Annotated in this window: 14 protein-coding genes; 11 read left to right on the top strand and 3 right to left on the bottom strand. The window is 41.1% G+C overall.

The genetic code is table 11. From position 1 onward, the window contains the following. Window positions 1–127: 127 nt before the first annotated feature. The 7 genes from R0K30_RS13550 to R0K30_RS13520 all read left to right on the top strand — a co-directional run bounded on the left by R0K30_RS13550 (window position 128) and on the right by R0K30_RS13520 (window position 10,175). Window positions 128–2,263, top strand: a complete 2,136-nt coding sequence (locus tag R0K30_RS13550; RefSeq protein WP_367308139.1) for a transglycosylase domain-containing protein — start codon at window positions 128–130, stop codon at window positions 2,261–2,263. A 124-nt stretch (window positions 2,264–2,387) separates the two neighbouring features. After that, on the top strand, window positions 2,388–3,446 hold the full coding sequence (gene hemE, locus R0K30_RS13545) for a uroporphyrinogen decarboxylase (protein ID WP_099728531.1): 1,059 nt from the start codon (window positions 2,388–2,390) through the stop codon (window positions 3,444–3,446). 32 nt (window positions 3,447–3,478) lie between these two features. Beyond that, window positions 3,479–4,417, top strand: coding sequence for a ferrochelatase (gene hemH, locus R0K30_RS13540; protein ID WP_230030958.1), 939 nt, complete (start codon window positions 3,479–3,481; stop codon window positions 4,415–4,417). Window positions 4,418–4,439: 22 nt separating this feature from the next. Beyond that, the gene (hemY, locus tag R0K30_RS13535) at window positions 4,440–5,852 is read left to right on the top strand and encodes a protoporphyrinogen oxidase (RefSeq protein WP_410611210.1); all 1,413 of its coding nucleotides are present in this window, start codon (window positions 4,440–4,442) and stop codon (window positions 5,850–5,852) included. A 175-nt stretch (window positions 5,853–6,027) separates the two neighbouring features. Continuing rightward, window positions 6,028–6,606, top strand: a complete 579-nt coding sequence (locus R0K30_RS13530; protein ID WP_410611208.1) for a TetR/AcrR family transcriptional regulator — start codon at window positions 6,028–6,030, stop codon at window positions 6,604–6,606. Window positions 6,607–6,670: 64 nt separating this feature from the next. Next, entirely contained in the window at window positions 6,671–8,980 is a 2,310-nt protein-coding gene (locus tag R0K30_RS13525) for a YhgE/Pip family protein (protein WP_410611206.1), read from the top strand. A 145-nt stretch (window positions 8,981–9,125) separates the two neighbouring features. Further along, on the top strand, window positions 9,126–10,175 hold the full coding sequence (locus tag R0K30_RS13520) for a M42 family metallopeptidase (protein ID WP_099728526.1): 1,050 nt from the start codon (window positions 9,126–9,128) through the stop codon (window positions 10,173–10,175). A gap of 219 nt (window positions 10,176–10,394) precedes the next feature. Here R0K30_RS13520 and gltT read toward each other — a convergent pair whose 3' ends face one another. Together gltT and yhfH are read right to left on the bottom strand one after the other, a co-directional pair. Beyond that, the gene (gene gltT / locus R0K30_RS13515) at window positions 10,395–11,684 is read right to left on the bottom strand and encodes a glutamate/proton symporter GltT (RefSeq protein ID WP_099728525.1); all 1,290 of its coding nucleotides are present in this window, start codon (window positions 11,682–11,684) and stop codon (window positions 10,395–10,397) included. Between the two features lie 339 nt (window positions 11,685–12,023). Then, a complete protein-coding gene (yhfH, locus tag R0K30_RS13510) occupies window positions 12,024–12,161 on the bottom strand; it encodes a protein YhfH (RefSeq protein WP_008359029.1) in 138 nt (45 codons plus the stop codon). Window positions 12,162–12,317: 156 nt separating this feature from the next. On the opposite strand from yhfH, the gene R0K30_RS13505 reads away from it, so the two are divergent. The 3 genes from R0K30_RS13505 to R0K30_RS13495 all read left to right on the top strand — a co-directional run bounded on the left by R0K30_RS13505 (window position 12,318) and on the right by R0K30_RS13495 (window position 15,780). After that, the gene (locus tag R0K30_RS13505; protein WP_410611255.1) at window positions 12,318–13,061 is read left to right on the top strand and encodes an MBL fold metallo-hydrolase; all 744 of its coding nucleotides are present in this window, start codon (window positions 12,318–12,320) and stop codon (window positions 13,059–13,061) included. Window positions 13,062–13,063: 2 nt separating this feature from the next. Further along, window positions 13,064–14,053 carry a lipoate--protein ligase gene (gene lplA / locus R0K30_RS13500; protein WP_099728523.1) on the top strand — a complete coding sequence of 330 codons (990 nt, stop codon included), beginning with the start codon at window positions 13,064–13,066 and terminating at the stop codon, window positions 14,051–14,053. 173 nt (window positions 14,054–14,226) lie between these two features. Next, entirely contained in the window at window positions 14,227–15,780 is a 1,554-nt protein-coding gene (locus tag R0K30_RS13495) for a fatty acid--CoA ligase family protein (protein ID WP_410611203.1), read from the top strand. Window positions 15,781–15,994: 214 nt separating this feature from the next. Here the strand turns inward: R0K30_RS13495 and R0K30_RS13490 are convergent, their stop codons facing one another. Then, the gene (locus tag R0K30_RS13490; protein WP_230030953.1) at window positions 15,995–16,411 is read right to left on the bottom strand and encodes a YhfM domain-containing protein; all 417 of its coding nucleotides are present in this window, start codon (window positions 16,409–16,411) and stop codon (window positions 15,995–15,997) included. Window positions 16,412–16,588: 177 nt separating this feature from the next. On the opposite strand from R0K30_RS13490, the gene R0K30_RS13485 reads away from it, so the two are divergent. Next, window positions 16,589–17,875 (top strand): M48 family metallopeptidase, encoded by a 1,287-nt coding sequence (locus R0K30_RS13485; RefSeq protein ID WP_230030952.1) that lies wholly within the window; start codon window positions 16,589–16,591, stop codon window positions 17,873–17,875. The last annotated feature ends 7 nt before the right edge of the window (window positions 17,876–17,882 follow it).

The following is a 17,882-nucleotide window of genomic DNA, read 5'->3' as shown; positions in this document are numbered from 1 at the left end:
CTAAACCGCCTCCTGCTTGATAGTATAACAAAAGAATGATATATAATTCTTTGGTAGTCAATCCATAAAACATATTATGAAGCAATACATCCCATACTATCCGTATAAAGGAATGAGGTGACCTAATGTGAAGAAAAAGAAGATAATCATTCCGTTAGTCATTGCAGGAAGCACACTCGTGCTTTCATTTATTGGCTATCTGACCATTTTATTTTTAGGACATTATGTCATAGATGAGAAGAAGCTTGTTTTTCACGCTTCCTCAAAAATCATTGATCAGAATGGAAAAGAACTCACAAGTATGTATTCAGAAAATCGGGACCCTGTGTCATTAAAGGAGATACCTGATAAAGTAGCGAAAGCTTTTGTTGCTGTCGAGGACAAGCGTTTTTATGAGCATCATGGAATTGATGCACAATCTATTTCAAGGGCGGTTTATCGAGATATATTAGCAGGAGGAAAAGTAGAGGGCGGCAGTACGATTACCCAGCAGCTCGCAAAAAATATTTTTCTCACAAACGATAAAACCTTTCTTCGAAAAACAAAAGAAGTCATTATTGCTATTAATTTAGAAAGAGATTATTCAAAGGATAAACTGCTTGAGATGTATTTGAATCAGCTTTACTTCGGCCATGGCGTCTATGGGATTCAGGCGGCAGCCAATTATTATTTTAGTAAAGATGTCAAAGATTTAACTGTCAGCGAAGGTGCTACACTTGCTGCTATGCCAAAGGCACCGTCTTCTTACTCGCCTGTTTTACATCCTGATAAAAATAAAAAAAGGCGAGATACCATCCTGAATTTAATGAATGAACAAGGATATTTGTCATCCACAGAAACAGTAGAAGCAAAAGGGAGGACACTAGGTATCCATTTGAAAAAGAAATCAGAAACGCCTTGGGTGGACAGCTATGTCGATCTCATCATTAAAGAAGCGGAATCAGAGTATGCCATTTCACATGAGCAATTGCTTCAAGGCGGCTATACCATTACCGTCCCGATTGATATGAATTTGCAAAAAGTTGCCTATGATGCGATGAAAAACAACCGTTATTTCCCGGGAAAAAGCGGGTCTCCGGAAAGCAGCGCCGTGTTTATTGATAACGAGTCTGGTGGAGTAAAAGCAGCCATTGGAGGACGAGAATATCAGGCAAGGGGCTATAACAGGGTAACGGCTGTTAGACAGCCTGGATCTGTTTTCAAGCCGATTGCGGTGTATGGTCCGGCGATGCAGGAGAAAAAATTCAGACCTTATTCACTGCTTGAAGACAAAGAAAAAAGCTATGACGGCTATTCACCAAAGAATTACGATGGGCAGTATGAAGGCAGGGTCACGATGGTGGATGCCCTGATGAAGAGTAAAAATACAGCTGCTGTGTGGACGTTAAGTCAGCTTGGCATTGACACCTCTAAATCTTATCTTGAAAAAATGGGAATGGAGATTTCGGATAAAGGACTTGCCATGGCACTTGGCGGCTTAGAAAAAGGGGTTTCTCCATTGCAGATCGCTGGAGCCTTCCATACATTTGCAAATGAAGGCGTGTATAAAAAGCCTTTCTTTATTCAGAAAATCACCAATGATGAAGGGGAAACTGTTGAGAAGAATCGAAACAAGCAAGAGCGAGTGTTTAGTGTGCAAAACGCATGGAATATGACGAGAATGCTTCAGCAAGTCGTCAAAGGCGGGACAGCTCAGAGCGGTTCATATGCTGGAGATTTAGCAGGTAAAACAGGAACAACCACCTATTCAGGTGTGAAAGGTGCAACAAAAGATGCTTGGTTTGCCGGCTATACGCCTAGTATAACGGGTGCGATTTGGATGGGATATGACAAAACTGATAACAGCCACTATTTAACTGGCGGCAGTCAGTATCCAGTGCAGCTGTTTAAAGATATTTTAACGACAGCCCAAATCACCAATGAAACATTCAAAAAGCCAGAGGGGATTAAAGAACTTCAATCACCGATCCATTTAGAAGGGCTATCAGGATTTGAAGCCCGCTATGCCTTTAAAATCAAAGGATTGTTTACATTGGAGCTGTCTTGGGGCGAACAGGAGGATAAACGGGTTGAATATCGCATCTATGAAAAGAGAAATGGAAGCGAGACGCTGATCGACTCAGTGACAGGCGTGGGCAGCTACACAATGCCGTATGCCAATGTGTTTTCAGATGCGCAGTATAAGGTTGTTCCATACAATACCCAAACAAAAGAAGAAGGCGAAGGCAGTTCTTATGTCAAGCCAGAGACTTTTGGACGTTAATATTCGGCGATTTTTTGAACATTGAGCCGCTTTAGTATACCGTGCCTTGAAAAAGCGGTATAGTAAAAGCAGTGTTTGAGCCTTATACAAAGAGAGTGTGGGGCGAAAGGTGGAATGAAAGGTAATGGGAAAAACGAAAGCTTTTAATGACACGTTCTTAAAGGCGTGCAAAGGGGAAAAAACAGACCATGTACCTGTTTGGTACATGAGACAGGCAGGACGCTCGCAGCCTGAATATCGTGCCCTCAAAGAAAAATACGGGCTATTTGAAATTACGCATCAGCCAGAGCTATGTGCTTATGTAACAAGACTTCCTGTAGAACAATATGGTGTAGATGCCGCTATTTTATATAAAGATATTATGACCCCGCTTCCGGCTATTGGAGTGGACGTTGAAATTAAAAATGGAATTGGACCTGTGATTGATTCACCCATTCGGACAAAAGCAGATATAGAACGTCTTGGAGAACTTCATCCTGAAGAAGACCTGCCATATGTGCTTGATACAATCAAGCTTTTGACGAAGGAGCAGCTAAATGTTCCGCTCATTGGTTTTGCCGGTGCACCATTTACGATGGCAAGCTATATGATTGAAGGCGGTCCATCTAAAAATTATCATAAAACGAAGGCACTCATGTACAGTGAGCCAGAGACATGGATGATATTAATGAATAAATTAGCTGATATGACGATCACGTACATACGGGCGCAGGTAAAAGCAGGAATCAGTGCATTTCAAATCTTCGACTCTTGGGTTGGCGCTTTAAATGCAGCAGATTACCGGACATTCATTAAGCCTGTCATGCAGCGTATTTTCACAGAGCTGAAGTCTGAAAACGTACCGATGATCATGTACGGAGTTGGTGCGAGTCATCTGGTGAAAGATTGGCATGACCTGCCGCTTGATGTCGTTGGACTTGATTGGCGTATGAGTGTAGACGAAGCGCGAAAAGAAGGACTCACAAAAACGATACAAGGAAACCTTGATCCAACCATCTTACTTTCTCCATGGGAAGTCATTGAAGAAAGAGCAAAAGACATTTTAGATCAAGGGATGAAATCAGATCACTTCATCTTTAACTTAGGTCATGGGGTATTTCCTGATGTTTCACCAGAAACGTTAAAGAAGCTGACAAGTTTTATTCACGACTATTCGGCTAAACATAAAAAAACATCCATTTAAACTATTTCAAATGATCTGAAGGAGTGTTGGTTGTGGAGAAAAAGAAAATGGGACTTCTTGTCATGGCATATGGCACCCCATATAAAGAAGAAGACATTGAGCGTTACTATACACATATCCGTAGAGGCAGAAAGCCGGAGCCAGAGATGCTGCAAGATTTGAAGGACCGCTACAAGGCAATCGGCGGTATATCTCCTTTATCAAAAATTACAGAACAGCAGGCAAATGGTTTGTGTGATCATTTGAATGACATCCAAGAGGACATTGAATTTCATGTCTACATTGGCTTAAAACATATCGAGCCTTTCATTGAGGATGCGGTTGCTGAAATGCATCGAGACGGCATCACAGAAGCTGTGAGTATCGTCCTTGCGCCGCACTTCTCAACATTTAGTGTGAAATCGTATAACAAACGTGCACAAGATGAGGCAGATAAGCTTGGAAATCTGAAGATCACTTCTGTTGAAAGCTGGTATGATGAACCGAAGTTTGTGGACTATTGGGTGAAACAAGTGAAAGATACGTATGCATCCATGAGTCAAGAAGAAAGAGAATCGGCTGTGCTTATTGTGTCTGCACACAGCCTTCCTGAAAAAATTATTGCAGCAGGAGATCCATATCCTGATCAATTAGCACAATCTGCAAAGATGATTGCAGAGGGAGCAGGAATTGAACATTATGAAATTGGCTGGCAAAGTGAGGGTAATACGCCTGATCCGTGGCTTGGACCAGACGTGCAAGACCTAACCCGGGATCTATTCGAACAAAAAGGCTATAAAACGTTCGTATATGTGCCTGTTGGATTTGTCGCTGATCATCTGGAAGTGTTATACGACAACGATTATGAATGTAAAGTCGTAACAGATGAAATCGGTGCAGCCTACTATCGTCCAGAAATGCCAAATGCGAAACCAGCATTTATTGATGCGCTGGCAACAGTCGTGTTAAAGAAGCTTGACGAAAGCAAGTAATCATATAAAAGAAGGCGATCCTATGCATGACAATCAAAAACACCTTGTCATCATTGGCGGTGGCATCACTGGTTTAGCCGCCGCCTTCTATTTGGAAAAGGAGATTGAAGAAAAAGGTCTCCCTATCCAAATATCTCTTATTGAAGCAAGTCTTAGGCTGGGTGGAAAAATACAAACATTATATAAAGATGGCTACATTATTGAACGTGGTCCTGATTCATTTTTGGAAAGAAAGGTCAGTGGACCGCAGCTGGCAAAGGATGTCGGTCTGTCCGATCAGCTCGTCAATAATGAAACGGGGCAAGCATATGTATTAGTCAATGAAACACTTCATCCGATGCCAAAGGGCGCTGTCATGGGCATTCCAACTCAAATCAGCCCTTTCATTACAACTGGTCTTTTTTCAGTAGCAGGAAAAGCGAGAGCGGCGATGGATTTCGTTTTACCAAAAAGCAAGCAGACAGAAGATCAGTCGCTTGGTGAATTTTTTAGAAGACGTGTGGGCGATGAAGTCGTTGAGAATTTAATCGAGCCTCTTCTTTCAGGTATTTATGCAGGTGACATTGACCGCCTTAGCTTAATGTCTACCTTCCCGCAGTTTTATCAAACGGAACAAAAGCATCGCAGTTTGATTCTTGGGATGAAAAAATCACAGCAGCATGCGAAAGCGCAGCAAGTGACAGCGAAAAAACAAGGACAGTTCCAAACAATCAATCAAGGACTGCAAGCCCTTGTTGAAGCGGTAGAAAGTAAGCTCAAGCTGACGACGATTTATAAAGGGACAAAAGTGAAGCAGATTGAAAAAACAGATGGAGGCTATGGCGTACAATTAGACAGCAGTCAAACGCTTTTTGCAGATTCAGCTATTGTCACTACGCCGCATCAATCGATCTATTCCATGTTTCCAAAAGAAGCAGGGCTTGATTACTTGCATGACATGACATCTACTTCTGTTGCAACAGTTGCACTTGGCTTTAAAGAAGAGGATGTTCATAATGAATATGATGGGACAGGTTTTGTCATCTCAAGAAACAGTGATTTCTCTATTACAGCCTGTACGTGGACGAATAAAAAATGGCCGCATACAGCTCCTAAAGGAAAAACGCTATTGCGTGCGTATGTAGGGAAAGCTGGTGACGAATCGATTGTCGAGCAGTCTGATCATCAAATCGTCAGCATCGTGCTGGAAGATTTAAAAAGAATCATGGATATTAAAGCAGATCCAGAACTGACAACGGTGACTCGCTGGAAAACCAGTATGCCGCAATATCACGTTGGTCACCAACAGCAGATTTCGAATATGCGTGAAACGTTTAAGCAATCATATCCTGGTGTTTATATCACAGGTGCTGCTTTTGAAGGTGTCGGAATCCCTGATTGTATTGATCAAGGAAAAGCCGCCATCTCTGAGGCAGTATCTTACCTATTTTCATAAAAATAAACTCCCTTTTCTGTCATGGAAAGGGAGTTTTTCATGTTCGTATGATAAGAAAAGAGTTGTGAATAATAAAAGTGAACAAAGTAGTTGCATCTGTAGAAAAGGATATGGTATATTACTTTCTGTACTTAATGACCAAAACGTTCAAATAGTCATTTTCGGGAGTGAGATCATGAGTGTTGATAGGAGACAAATGATTTTAGATGGGGCCACGAAGGCATTTACTCAATTCGGGTATAAAGCCACGACAATGGACCTTGTAGCGAAGCTTGCCAACGTCGGAAAAGGAACCATTTATACCTTTTTCAAAAACAAAGAAGAGCTGTTTGATGAAATTTTCACTTCCCTTTTAATGGAGATGAGAAAAATTGCTGATGATTCAATTGATGAGAAGAATAGTTTCTCTGAAAACCTTCACTTAGCACTCTTTGCAATATTGGAATTTCGAAAAAACCACCAGCTCACAATAAAAATCTTTCAGGAAAATGCGGAGCTTGGCACGTCCGCGGTCAAGGAAATGATTGAAAAAATGGAGCAAATGATCATTCGCTATATTAAAACAAAAGTAAAAGAAGCGATTGATAAAGGCGACATTAAGCCTTGTGATCCTGAATTGACTGCATTTGTGATGGTGAAACTATATATTGCACTTATTTTTGATTGGGAAAAGCGATACGAGCCTTTAACAAAAGGAGAAGTAGCCGAATCGCTCGAGCTTTATGTACTAAAAGGGCTTTCTACAACAGCGTAATTTTTTTTAAGTTCAAATGACCAAATTGTCAATTTAGTCATTCATCTATGGGAGGAAAACAGCAATGAATTTAATTCGGAATCAATGGAAAGACATTGTGACGAGCAAAAAACTACTGATCCCGATTTTAGCTGTCTTATTTATTCCGCTGATTTATAGTGGTGTATTTTTAAAGGCTTACTGGGATCCATATGGTACAGTTGATCAATTACCTGTAGCGGTTGTCAACTTGGATGAAGGCAGTCATTATGATGGCAAAACACTTCAAGTCGGCGATGATTTGGTGAAGGAATTGAAGAAGAACGATAGTTTTAAATGGCACTTTGTCGATAGTGAAGAAAAGGCCGTCAAGGGATTAAATAACGAGGACTATTATCTCGTCGTAGAAATACCGAAAGATTTCTCTAAAAATGCAAGTACAGTGCTAGACAAACATCCGAAAAAATCGAATTTGAAATATTATACGAATCCAGGCGCAAACTATGCTGCGTCACAAATTGCGAATAATGCCATTATCAAATTAAAAGATTCGGTTTCAAAGGAAGTCACAGAAAACTATGCAGAGGTCATCTTTGATAACTTCAAAACCATTGCAAAAGGATTAGATCAAGCAAGCGATGGTGCGAAGAAAATTGATGACGGAACAAAAAGCGCAAAAGATGGCAGTAAAAAGTTAAAAGACAATCTGGCGAAATTGGCTGAAGGAACGTTAACATATAGTGAAGGCGTTCATCAGTTCGCAGGAAAAATGGGTGAACTGAACACAGGGATCCATTCTCTTGACAGCGGGCTTGGTCAGCTCTTAACGGGCTATCAAACCATCGATCAGAAATTTGGAGAGCTTGGCACAGGGATTGATACGTTGACCGAAGGGTTAAACACAAGCCTTGAAGGACATCAGCAGCTTGCTTCTAAAATGCCGCAATTCACAGCAGGCATTGAGCAGCTAAACAATAAAGCACAGTCATTTTCGGAAAAAATTGCAGCAGTAGAAAAAGTATTGTCTTCACCAGAATTAGCGAATCTTGAAAAGATGGCGCCTAAACTAGATCAGGTGAAAAAAGACGCACAAACGTTCAATACAAAACTTGCTTCATTAAAAGAAGCACTGTCTAATCGAGATGCAAAAGTGAAAAGCATTATTCAAAACAGCTCAATGACAGACGAAGAGAAAAAGGCGGCAATGGATCAGCTCGAAAGCCTTCCTAAAATTGAACTGCCTGACCTTTCTGGACTTGAGCAAAGCTTAGCAGCCTTGCAGGAACTACCCGATGCTAGTGAAGTTCAATCTGCGGTTGCTTCGGCAAAAGCACAGCTGCAGCAAGTAAAACAGCTGCCAAAGAAAACAGAACAGCTATACACATCTACAGTCGCGATACAAAATGCCATTGATCAAATGACATCTGGTACGAATAAATTGTATCAAGGTGCACTTAAGCTTCAAACAGGTCAAGGGCAATTACAAGAAGGCCTGCAAACAGCAAATGGAAAGCTTGATACAGCGAAAAGTGGTGCGGATAAGCTTGCAAATGGTTCAAGCCAGCTTAGCGCAGCGTTAAATAAGCTAGAAAGTGGTTCAACGAGTATCCAAAGCAACTCATCTAAACTTGCTGAAGGCTCAAAATCGCTTGATAAAGGATTAGGCGACTTAAAGAGCGGTACAGGGAAGCTGTCCGATAAATTGAAAAGCGCCGCGGATGAAACAGGTGAAATTGATGCGGATCAGGACAATTACAATATGATTGCGAGTCCAGTCAAAACAGAAAACGATACAGCAAAAAAGATTGATAATTACGGAACAGGGCTCACGCCTTATATCTTATCCATGGGACTCTTTGTAGGAGCTCTCATGCTCACCGTTGTATTCCCAATGAAAGACCCTGCTGGACGCCCTAGAAATGCGTTTGAATGGTTTGTCAGCAAATATAGTGTGCTCCTGCTTGTCGGTATCTTACAGGCAGTCATTGCAAGCTCCATGCTCATCTTTGGACTTGGTCTTGAGGTGGAGAGTCTCTGGCGCTTCTATCTCTTTGCGATCGTCGTCAGTCTGACGTTCCTAGCGATCATTCAGCTTCTGGCGACAACAACGGGGAACCCAGGGCGCTTCATCGCTGTCATTATCTTGGTTCTTCAGCTTGCAGCAAGTGCGGGTACATTCCCGCTTGAGCTCGTCCCAAAATTCTTCCAAGTCATTCATAGTCTGCTTCCAATGACGTATACAATCAACGGATTTAGAACGATCATTGCAAGCGGTGATGACAGCTATTTATGGCACCAAGCAGCGATCCTTGGAACAGTTGCCATCATCATGATGGCCGCAACAACAGCATACTTTGCTTGGAACGTGAGAAAAATGAAACAAGAAGAAGCGTAATGAATGAATCCTTTCTCTTCATAGAGAAAGGGTTTTTTCTATTAGAAATTAGACATCAGGAACCCGAAGCGATATATTTTAAGAAGAGATGCTGAAAAAGGCATACATGGAAAGAATTGCTTTCAGACAAAGGAGGAAATGCCGAATGACGACTGAAGTAAACGAAACAATTCAACTTATTCAAAAGCTCGTATCGATCCCAAGTCCATCAGGGAATACAGAAAAGGTGATCGGCTTTGTTGAACGTTTTTTACAAGATCTGAATATTGAGACAAAGCGTAATCGAAAAGGCGGATTAATTGCCACAATAAAAGGAGCAGATGACGAGGAACACCGTATGCTGACAGCGCATGTCGATACGCTCGGTGCAATGGTAAAGGAAATTAAATCAAATGGCCGAATTCGTCTTGCACTCATCGGGGGCTTTCAGTATAACTCAATCGAAGGCGAGTATTGTGAAATTGAAACAGCATCAGGTCGTACATATACAGGAACAATCCTCATGCATCAAACGTCAGTTCACGTATATGAGGATGCTGGAAAAGCGAAACGAAACCAAGAAAATATGGAGATTCGTCTCGATGAAAAGGTGAAAAAGGCAGACGATGTCAAAGCACTTGGGATTCAAGTAGGGGACTTTATCTCGTTTGACCCTAGAGTAGAAGTGACGTCTTCAGGCTTTATTAAATCAAGACACCTTGATGACAAGGCAAGTGTGGCGTTATTGCTGCGTTTAATTCACCGGATTCAAACGGAAAACATCACTTTGCCACATACGACACACTTCTTAATTTCAAATAATGAAGAAATTGGATACGGTGGAAATTCGAATATTCCAGAAGAAACGGTGGAATATCTAGCTGTCGATATGGGAGCGATCGGTGATGGTCAATCAACAGATGAATATAGTGTGTCGATTTGTGTGAAGGATTCAAGCGGTCCTTATCATTATGGTTTACGCAAGCATTTAGCAGCATTAGCTGAAGCAAATGAAATTGATTACCGTCTTGATATTTACCCTTATTATGGCTCTGATGCATCAGCAGCGATTAGAGCAGGGCATGATATCATTCATGGACTGATTGGACCTGGCATTGACTCTTCACATGCTTTTGAAAGAACCCATGAAGATTCACTGATTCATACAGCCAATCTCCTTTACGACTATGTTCAATCCAAATTAATCACAGCATAAAAAAAGAACCTCGACTATTGGGGTTCTCAGCGTGTAGACAAACCCTCGCATTCTGTGTCAGTCCTGAGTACTGGTACTCACGAATGTAAAATTCGCTCCGCACCCTAGACTTCAAAGGTTTTCTATCACGCTGAACAGAAGACAAAGGGCGAAAATAAAGATCATTTCAGCCCTTTGTCAACAATCAAAAAGAACCCCATCTATCGGGGTTCTTTTTGATTAGCTTGAAAGCTGTGTTGGCTCAGGAACATCTTGTCCAGTCATCACACGATGTCCTTTTTCAGGGTCATATTGCCCTTCCCATTTAGACATCACGACAGCTGCAAGTGCATTACCTGTTAAGTTGACAACAGTTCGCGCCATATCCATGATACGGTCAACACCTGCAATAAATGCAAGACCTTCAGCAGGTACACCGATCGTTCCTAGTGTTGCGAGTAATACGACAAATGAAGTACCAGGAACGGCAGCCATTCCCTTTGATGTCACCATCAGCACAAGAACAAGTGTGAGCTGCTGTACGATCGTGAGGTCAATGCCATATACCTGTGCAAGGAAAAGCGCAGCGATGGCTTGATACAAGACGGAGCCGTCCAGGTTAAACGTATAACCGATTGGGATAACGAAAGAGACAATTCCTTTTGGACATCCGATGCGCTCCATTTTATCCATGACTCTTGGTAAAACTGTTTCAGAGCTTGATGTACTAAAGGCAAGAAGCATTTCGTCTTTCATGTAAGCAAGAAATCTGAAAATATTGACGCCGATCATCTTTCCAATAATTCCGAATACAACGATAAGGAAGAGAGCCAGCGCAAAATAAACAAGACCTACAAGCTTACCTAATGAAATAAGAGATTCAAGACCAAATTTTGAAACTGTTACACCAATGAGTGCGAAGACACCAAATGGTGCAGCTTTCATCACAACATTGACGACATGGAACATGGCATGTGATACACCTTCAAAGAAGGCGAGCACTGGTTTACCGCGTTCACCAATGGCTGAAACGCCGAGTGCAAATAAGACAGTGAAGAAAATAATCGCAAGCAAATCACCTTCCGCCAATGATTGGAAGAAGTTCGTTGGAACGATATGAAGGAACGTATCAGCAACTGATTTACTGCTTTGCTCTTTTTCCGTTTCAACATACTGGCTAATATCTTGTTTTTCCGTATGTCCAAAGTCAACGCCCGCACCAGGTTGAACAAAGTTAGCAAGTACAAGACCAAGGATAATCGCAAATGTTGTGATAATTTCAAAATAAAGAATGGTTCTAAAACCGAGCTTCCCTACTTTTTTACCATCACCGGCACCTGCAACACCTAAAATTAAGCTAGAGACGACAATCGGTATGACAATCATCTTAATGAGTCTTAAGAAGAAGTCTCCAATTGGTTTTAAGTATGTCTCAACACCTGGGTTACCGAAAAAGATCGCACCAACAACGACGCCGAGAATAAGACCGATTAGGATTTGTGTAGCTAATCCGAATTTTAATTTTTTCATAGATTTCCTCCCTAACTTATTCATTAAAGGAATATTCCCATCATATTAAGTTTTAATATATGAATTAAAGTATAACTAAAATTAAAGAGGTTCGTCCATGATTAAATTATATTGAGAAAATACAAAATTGTTTGAAAAAATGAATACTTCGAACCTCCTCCGTTGTTTTAAGTCAATAAAAAGTGTCTTCAGAACTAAAAGTCATCATATGAAAATACTAAAAAACCCTTTTATGACAAGAGTTTTACCTTTTTACCTATTTTTCTGAAAAAATAAAAAGCACTTTTGACTCCAACTGACGACGGAAGAAAAAAGTGCTTTTTTATTCAATTTATTCCCTTATTTAAGATAACTTACTTGTGAGCATTCCTCACATTCATTACCGTAACACTCGTGCTGTTCCATTAAATCATTTCCACATTTTGTGCATTTCTTTGAGGGCAAATTTCTAAAAAACTCAGTGATTTTTCCTAGCATTTGTCATCCTCCAATACATTTTGTTGCTATCATTGTATTATAACAGATTAATAATTGTCAATCTGTTTTGTAACAATAGGCAAGAAGAATGCTTTTTTCATGAAAAATGGGTATATTGTAAGAAGGGGATTTTTACAAAAGGAGGGAAGAATGACGATGAAATTAACCGTGATTGGATGCTACGGAGGGTTTCCAGCAGCCGGTGAGGCGACATCAGGTTATCTTTTTGAATCAGATGGTTTCCGGCTGCTTGTAGACTGCGGGAGCGGTGTTCTTTCTAAGCTTCAGCAAACCATTGATATAGAAGAACTAGATGCTGTTCTCCTTTCTCATTATCATCACGATCATATTGCTGATATAGGACCTCTCCAATATGCGAAATTAGTGGGTTATCATTTAGGGAAAAGCAGCGGTCCGCTTCCGATCTATGGACATACTGGTGATCAAGAGGCATTTGATCGGCTTTCTGATCATGTACATACAAAAGCAAAGCCTTATCATCCGGCAGAAGGCATGCAAATCGGCCCATTTCAAATTTATTTTTTGAAAACGGTTCATCCGGTAGAATGCTATGCTATGAGAATTGAGACAGATGATGCTGTGGTGGTGTATACAGCAGATTCAAGCTATCAGGACGCTTTTATCCCGTTTAGTAAAAATGCAGATCTACTGATCGCCGAAAGCAATTTTTACGCAGGACAAGACGGATCAGGTGCAGGACATATGAACAGTACAGAAGTGGGGAAGATTGCAAATGAAGCAAAGGTTGGGGAGCTCATCATCACTCATCTCCCTCATTTCGGACGGCATAAAGACCTAGTCAATGAAGCGCAGACACTATATACTGGCAGTATACAGCTTGCCCATTCAGGGCTTAGATGGAACAAGGAAGGAAGATAGAGATGCTGTTTATCGATAACGAACAACATGTTGACCCAATGATTAATCTGGCAATTGAAGAGTATTGCTTAAAATATTTAGATCCAGAAGAAACGTATTTGCTGTTTTACATCAACCAGCCGTCGATTATCATTGGAAAGAACCAAAATACAATAGAAGAAATCAATACAAAGTATGTGGAAGATAATGGAATTAAAGTCGTTCGCCGCCTATCCGGCGGTGGTGCAGTTTACCATGACAAAGGAAACTTAAACTTCAGCTTTATTACAAAAGATGACGGGGACAGCTTCCATAACTTTAAAAAGTTCACGGAGCCAGTCATCAAAGCACTTGAAAAGCTAGGAGTCAAAGCTGAATTAAGCGGCAGAAATGACATCATGGCAGATGGACGCAAAATTTCTGGAAATGCCCAGTTCGCCACACGAGGACGTATTTTCAGTCATGGCACACTGCTATTTGATTCAGAAATTGAACATGTCGTCTCTGCATTAAATGTGAAAAAAGAAAAGATTGAATCTAAAGGCATTAAATCCATTAGAAGCAGGGTCGCGAATATTAGCGAACTAATGGATCAAAAAATGACAACAGAGGAATTTAGAAAAATTCTTTTAAGCTACATTTTTGATACGGATGGGGACGTGCCTCGATATCAACTGACTGAAAAGGATTGGCAAAAGATCCATGAAATTTCCCAGGATCGATATCAAAAATGGGAATGGAACTACGGCCGTTCACCTAAGTTTAATTTGCAGCACTCTAAGCGGTTCTCAGCTGGCTCGATCGATCTGCGTTTAGAGGTGAAAAAAGGCATGATCCAAGACTGCAAGATCTTTGGTGACTTCTTTGGTGTGGGGGATATTGCCGATATTGAAAAAAGACTGATCGGACAGCAATATGATCGTAAAACCATCAGCGACGTATTAGAAGATATGGATATGCGCCACTATTTCGGCAACGTATCGAAAGAAGATTTTCTTGATTTGATTTATTAAGCGGGGGACAAGCACGGCTAGAGATAGCGGTGCTTTTTTGATTAAAAGAAATGAAAGCGATTAACATTTGATCTTGTGGATTTTTTCGATTGTCTATTATAATAGAAAGGAGGAATGCTTGGCCATAAAATGAATGGCTATTCATTCATTAACGACGCATAAGGGGTGGGAGAATGGAATTGATCAAAAATCTTGAGCAGACTGCGATGACCAAGGGAGAAAGTATCGCACTGGTCTTTGAAGGAAAGAAGTGGACCTATCGAGAGCTGATGACAAGTGTCGAGCGTTTTGCAGATGGCTTAGTCAACGAAGGGTTTCAAGCTGGGGAACATATCGCGCTTATTTTAGGAAATTCACCGCATTTCGTCATTTCTTTTTTTGGTGCATTGAAGGCAGGGCTTGTCGTTGTACCTGTCAATCCAACATACACGCCAAGTGAAATTGGATATATGCTGATCACAGGAGATGTAAAAGGCATTGTTGCACCTGATCAGCTTTTGCCAGTATACGAGCAGGTGTATGAACAGCTTCCGGCTATTGAACGAGTGATAATTTGTGCAGAAAATGAATCGGCGTGCAGATCAAGTTTTAAGGAAGTATCTAATCGTCTTGTCTTCTTTGGAAAGCTTGTGTCTGGACATGCGCCAGAAACGACACATCCTTCCATTCAGCCTGACGATACTGCGGTTATTTTATTTACATCTGGCACGACAGGAAAACCAAAGGGTGCGATGCTGACTCATTTCAACCTTTATTCAAATGCCAGAGACATTGCTGAGTACCTATCGATTGATGAAAGGGACAAGGTCATTGCTGCTTTGCCCATGTTCCATGTATTTTGTTTAACGGTCTGTATGAATGCACCGTTGATTCATGGCGCGACCATTTATGTCCTGCCGCATTTCAGCCCATCTGAGCTTTTGCGCATGATGGAAAAAGAAAAACCCACGCTATTTGTTGGTGTTCCAACCATGTATAACTATTTATACCGCCAAGACGGTCATGATGAAGCGATGACATCAGTGAGGATTTGTATATCAGGTGGTGCCTCGATGCCTGTTGCTTTACTACACGGTTTTGAGAAAAAGTTCGGTGTCACGGTGCTGGAGGGCTATGGATTATCAGAGGCTTCCCCAGTGACTGCTTTCAATCCTCTTGATGGAAAAAGAAAACCGGGTTCAGTCGGGACCGACATTATGAATGTGAAGAATAAGATCGTGAATGAGCTTGGAGAGGAAGTCGGTCCGAATGAAGTCGGAGAACTCATTGCAAAAGGGCCAAACATCATGAAAGGCTATTATCAAATGCCAGAAGATACTGAAGCTGCATTGCGGGACGGGTGGCTGTATACAGGTGATCTGGCGAGAAGAGATGAAGATGGATATATTTATATTGTCGATCGAAAAAAGGATATGATTCTCGTTGGCGGTTATAATGTCTATCCAAGAGAAGTAGAAGAAGTGCTTTATCAACATGAAGCTGTAGCAGAAGCCGTCGTCATCGGTGTGCCAGATCCAAACACAGGTGAGGCTGTCGTCTGTTACATTTCCCCTAAGAAACATGCTCACATCAATCAAGAAGACATCATCATACATTGTTCACGCTATTTAGCGAAATATAAGCAGCCCCAAACGATCCATTTCATAGATGATATTCCAAAGAACACAACAGGTAAAATTTTAAGAAGAGCGCTAAAGGACAAGTATCAAACAGAAGAAAGTAAATAAAAAAGGGGAGTCTCTTATGAAGAAGCTCCTCAGCGTGAAGATAAACCCTCGCATTCGGTGTCAGTTCTGCGTGCTGGTGCTCACGAATATCAAATTCGCTCCGCGCCAGTACTCGGCCTTCCTAGACTTCAAGGGTTTTCATATCACGCTGAAAAGAAGACAAAGGGCTAAAATCAAGATCATTTTAGCCCTTTGTCAACAATCTGGGAGTCTCTTATGAAGAGACTCCCTTTTGAATGGCTTCTTTTAACTGTTTCTGAAAAGAATTTGACTGTTTTTGATTCAGTTCATAATACGTGCCATCTACTAAAAAAACGACCTGAGAACGGTTGGTCCATAGCTGAAAGGTGGTGCCGTTTGTTCGTCCAAACATCACCTTGGCAATATAATCAGGTTTTTTTATATTTTTCTTAAGATGATTGCTTGTTTGTTTGCCTTTGTTTAATTCTTCAATTAAATCTTCAGCTGTGTCTTTATCATCTATTTCATAAGAAATGGACTGATTCGACGGTGAAAGCAATAATTTTTCTGCTCGATTCTCATCGAAAATGTCACTAGTCCTGCTGAACACATAAAAGAAGGTGATCAGTAAAAGTCCAAAGATCACAATTCCTGCAAGAATTTTCTTCATTTTGATCCTCCAACTCACTGTTTTACCTATAGCTTCCCCGGTTTTTTAGAAGCATAATCATTTTTTCCGCTCAAGCTTTTGCAGATGGGGCATGCTATGATGGAGGCAAATGAGACAGGTTCTAAACAAAAGTGTGCGTGATTAGAATAAAGAGAGGGATGGAAAGGAGGCTGACCTGTGCGTGTACGTAAATGGGTAGCTCTTGCAACGTTAGCATACATATTGTACGGTCTGTTTATTTATTTTTATTTGTTTCTAATGGGTGATTCATCTGTTCCTGAAAGTGTGAAAGGGACAAGTGCAGACCCGCATACCTTTATGACAAGCCATGAGCTTGTCATCAGCGAGAATTTCTCGAAAATACGTAACCTGCTGTACTTTATGACAATCCCGTTAGATTGGTACGTCTTTTTCCTTTTGCTCATTTCAGGGTTTTCACGGAAATTAGCAGACTGGAGCTTTGCAGCAGCTCGTTTCACATTCTTAAGTAAACTTGTTTATGTCTTCGTGCTGTCACTTCTAACGATGCTGGTTTCATTGCCGATCAAGTGGATTGGCTATCAGCTGTCTTTACACTACGGAATATCTGCTCAAAGCACAGCAAGCTGGTTAAAGGATCAAACGCTGGATTTCTGGATTGAATATCCGCTCCTTTCCCTATGTGCCCTTGTGTTCTTTTGGCTTATTCAAAAGAGAAGGAAGTTATGGTGGCTGTATGGCTGGTGTTTGACAGTCCCAGTCACACTCTTCCTCTTCTTTATACAACCGGTCGTCATTGATCCGCTATACAACGATTTTTACCCATTAAAGGATCAAGCACTTGAGAAAAAGATATTAACGCTTGCAGAAAAAGCGCATATCCCGGCAGATCATGTATATGAGGTCAATATGTCTGAGAAAACAAACACGATGAACGCTTATGTAACAGGGATTGGTGAAAATAAACGCATTGTCTTATGGGACACGACGCTGCAAAAGCTAAAGGATCAGGAAATTTTATTTATCATGGCGCATGAAATGGGCCATTACGTCATGAAGCATGTCTATATTGGCCTAGCTGGATATTTAGTGCTGTCACTAGCAGGATTTTTTGCAATGGACCGCCTTTATTTTTACCTTCATCAAAAGGGAGCTGCCTCATTTCGGCTGAAGGGACCACAGGATGTCGCTGCTCTTCCGCTTCTTTTGATCATTGTATCCATGCTGTCATTTGCAGCTTCCCCTTTTACAAATGCTGTTTCAAGGCATCAAGAACGGGCAGCTGATGAATATGCAGTGAACCTGACAAAAGATGGGGAGGCGGGGGTGACATCTTTTCAAAAACTTGCAAAATCAGGTCTGTCCCAAGTCAATCCGCCGCTTCTAGTGAAAATATTCCGCTATGGACATCCTACGATGATGGACAGAATCACGGATATGGAAAAGGCAGCAAAAAAAGAGGGAACGTCAAATAGCAGTAAATAAATAAAAT

Source organism: Bacillus sp. SIMBA_154 (assembly GCF_046536015.1).
Classification (GTDB): Bacteria; Bacillota; Bacilli; order Bacillales; family Bacillaceae; genus Bacillus; species Bacillus pumilus_P.
Note: the sequence above shows the minus strand (reverse complement) of the source record. Positions and strands in the feature narration are given on the sequence as shown.